This is a genomic window from Candidatus Contendobacter odensis Run_B_J11, assembly GCF_000531125.1.
GTDB classification, from domain to species: domain Bacteria; phylum Pseudomonadota; class Gammaproteobacteria; order Competibacterales; family Competibacteraceae; genus Contendibacter; species Contendibacter odensensis.
The window spans coordinates 1-3561 of the sequence record NZ_CBTK010000144.1; the positions used below are offsets into that span (position 1 = coordinate 1).

Consider the following 3561-nt stretch of genomic DNA (forward strand, 5'->3'; position numbering starts at 1 on the left):
TTTGCCCTGATTTACAAGATCATGCCGCGCGTGCGCATTCGCTGGGACGAAGTCTGGATAGGAGCCGCCCTCACGTCCCTCTTATTCACCATCGGCAAATTTTTGATCGGCCTGTATATCGGCAGAAGCGGGGTGACGAGCGGTTTTGGCGCGGCCGGTTCACTCGTGGCTCTGCTGGTTTGGGTCTATTACTCCGCCCAGATCTTTCTGATGGGGGCGGAATTTACTTGGGCCCACTCGCATATCTTCGGCTCACGCCAGCACCAGCCCGCGCCGCACAACCTGATCAAGGCCTTGGATGAAAGTGGCGCCGATGCGCTTCAGTCGAGCAGTGAAATCGCAAAAACGGCCTATGGCAAAAGCCCGTCCAGTCGCCCGTCCGTGGCAGGCAAATCTGCGGACTCTGTGGATTAAGCCGGCGCACAACCGGTAAAGGTCATAAGCGGAGGAAGATTATGGCTATATGGAAAGCAAATGACCCACTAAGTGGACAGATCGACCCTACCTTGGAAAAGCAACCATGAAATTCACCTATCCAGGATTAACGGATCAAGAGGTCGAGGCATCCCGCGCCCGGCACGGTTCCAACGCCGTAGCCAGCCAAGAGGTCGAAACCTTCAGGGACAAACTGCTCGGCAACCTGAAAGATCCGATCATCATCATTCTGATCGTCGCCCTGCTGATCACCGTCGCGCTGTGGATATTCGGCTATGCCCATTGGTACGAAAGCGCGGGTATCGCCTTCGCGGTGGTCATGGCCACCGTTGTCGCTACCTGGTCGGAACACAGCAACGAGCAATCTTTTCAGAAACTGCTGGAAGAAGCCTCACTGATCCGGGTCAAAGCATTCCGCAATGGACACTTGACCGAAATCCCGATCAGCGATTTGGTGGTCAACGATCACATCCTGCTGCAACCCGGCGATACTGTCCCCACCGACGGCCTGTTATTGGCCGGATACGCCGAGATGGACGAAGCGGCGCTCACCGGCGAATCGGAACCGGTAAAAAAAACCGCTTTGGCTGAAAATGCCGATCCCGCAGCGGCGGCGGAACAGAACCGGTTATTCCGCGCCGGCTTGGTGGTGGACGGCGAAGGGGTGATGCGAGCCAGCGCGGTGGGCGACCAAACCCGCTACGGCCAAACCATGAAGGAACTGCTGTCCGCCGAGGCCCGGCTCTCCCCCTTGCAACACAAGCTGACGGTGCTGGGTGGACACATCGCCACCTTTGGCTATATCGGCGCGACATTGATCTTTATTGTATTCCTGTTCAACGCTATTGCCGGGCACGAAGGCGGATTCGCCACCTACTGGGCGCAACCCAGCGGCCTGATTATCAAAGATGTGGTGACCGCCGCGATTCTCGCCATCATCATCGTGGTGGTCTCGGTGCCGGAAGGGCTGCCGATGATGATCGCCATGGTGCTGGCGATCAACATGAAGAAACTGCTCAGCGTCAAGGTGCTGGTGCGCAAGCTGCTGGGCATTGAAACCGCTGGCAGCCTCAATCTCCTGTTCACCGACAAAACCGGCACGCTGACGCAAGGTCGGCTGGCGGTCAGCGCTTTTCTGACCGGCATCGGCGCACGCTACGAAAAGCTGGATGACATTCCCCAAGCATTGCGCGATATGGCTGGATTTGCTTTATGCAACAACACCAGCGCGGTGATTGACGCCAGCGACCCCAACGATCCAAAACTGGTCGGCGCGGATCGCACCGAGCAGGCGCTGCTGCGCTTCGTCACTCCGTATCTGGCGCAGAGCGGCCAGGTTGACATCGTGGACCTCATCCCCTTCAACAGCACCCGCAAGTTTTCTGCCACTCAGGTCAGCGGCGAGCGGGCGCTGACCCTGGTCAAGGGTGCGCCGGAGGTGATTTTGAAAAACTGCGGGCGCTGCCTGGACGCGAACGGCCACCCTCAAGACCTCGATGATCCCGATGCCGTGCAGGCGGCCATGCGCGAACTGTCGTCGCGAGCCATGCGCCTGCTGGCGATCGCAGTGACCGACACCCCGATTGACGACAGCAAAGCGTTGCCTGCCGATCTGACTCTGGTGGGCGTGTTCGGGATGCGCGATGAATTGCGTGAGACTTCCTATGCTTCGGTGAAAACCGCCAAGGCTGCGGGCATTCAGGTGGTCATGATCACCGGCGATTCCAAGGAAACCGCCCAGGCCATCGCCAAGGACGTGGGTTTGCTGGAAGACGATCCACAGGCCCTTATTCTCACTTCGGACGAACTGGCTGCCTTGTCGGACGAGGAGGTAAAACAGCGGCTGCCGCATCTGTGCGTGGTGTCCCGTGCGTTCCCTACCGACAAGAGTCGGCTGGTCAAACTGGCCAAAGAGCTGAATTTGGTGGTCGGGATGACCGGCGACGGCGTCAATGACGCACCGGCGGTGAAAAACGCTGATGTCGGCTTCGCCATGGGCAGCGGCACCGAGATGACCAAGGAGTCGGGCGATATCGTCATTCTCGACGACAACTTTTCGTCGTTGACCCAGGCGGTGCTGTACGGGCGCACCCTGTTCAAGTCGATCCGCAAATTCCTGGTTTTTCAATTGACGGTGAATGTTTCGGCGATCCTGGTGGTGTTCCTGGGGCCGTTCTTCGGCTTCGACCTGCCGCTGACCATGACCCAGTTGCTCTGGCTGAATCTCATCATGGATACCCTGGCCGGTCTGGCCTTCGCCGGCGAAGCTGCGTTGCACCGCTACCTGCAGGAGAAACCAATCCGCCGCGATGAACCGCTGATCACTGTGGATATGTGGTCTTCGATCCTGCTGAACGGGGGCATCATCGCCCTGCTGAGTCTGCTGTTCCTGACCAGCGACACCACCCACGCCCTGTTCTCTGGTGGTTACGCAGTCGGTGCGCCAGGTGCGAAAGCCAAGCTCCTAACCGCCTTCTTCACTTTTTTCGTTTTTATTCAGTTCTTTAACACCTTCAATGCCCGCACCCAAGGGTTAAATCTGTTCGAGAACCTACTCGAAAACCGCCTGTTCATCATCATCATCCCAGCGATCATGGGGATTCAGGTGCTTTTTGTCGCCTATGGCGGCGAGGTGCTGCGCACAGTCGGGCTGACGACGCAGGAGTGGGTTTATGTACTGCTCATGGCGTTCGTAATTATTCCCACCGACCTGCTGCGCAAGGTGGTTCGCAACCGCTGGTTGGGCAATCCGGTGATGCAGGACGCTCCTTGAAGCCCGAATCATCACCGCCTCGCACGGCGACCCCGCTTGACAACGTCATTTTGCTTTACCCCAAATCTCCTTTGGATCTACAAAGGGAAGATGACCCCCTTGACCCTGTATCCATCAGGATAGTGAGATGACGACGAAGGAAACCTGGTTCCTGATCAAGACTACGTTTATCTCGTGGAGCGATGACCATGCCCAGAGCATGGGTGCAGCGCTGGCGTATTACACCCTGTTCTCGATGGCGCCCTTGCTGTTGATCGTGATTGCGATGGTCGGTTTGATGTTCGGCGAAGCAGCCGCGCGCGGCGAAATCGCCGGTCAATTTCAGGCTCTGATGGGGGAGCAGGGGGCATTGG

At 57.9% G+C, this 3561-nt stretch carries 3 protein-coding genes; all 3 read left to right on the top strand.

Going from position 1 to position 3561, the window contains the following annotated elements; translation table 11 throughout:
- Positions 1-414, top strand: a 414-nt coding sequence (locus BN874_RS10530; protein ID WP_034432964.1) for a YihY/virulence factor BrkB family protein, incomplete at its 5' end; no start/stop codon positions are given.
- Between the two features lie 106 nt (positions 415-520).
- Complete coding sequence (locus BN874_RS10535) at positions 521-3208, top strand: calcium-translocating P-type ATPase, PMCA-type (protein WP_034432966.1); 2688 nt, start codon at positions 521-523, stop codon at positions 3206-3208.
- A gap of 127 nt (positions 3209-3335) precedes the next feature.
- The coding region (locus BN874_RS10540) for a YhjD/YihY/BrkB family envelope integrity protein (protein ID WP_034432968.1) at positions 3336-3561 on the top strand (226 nt) is incomplete at its 3' end.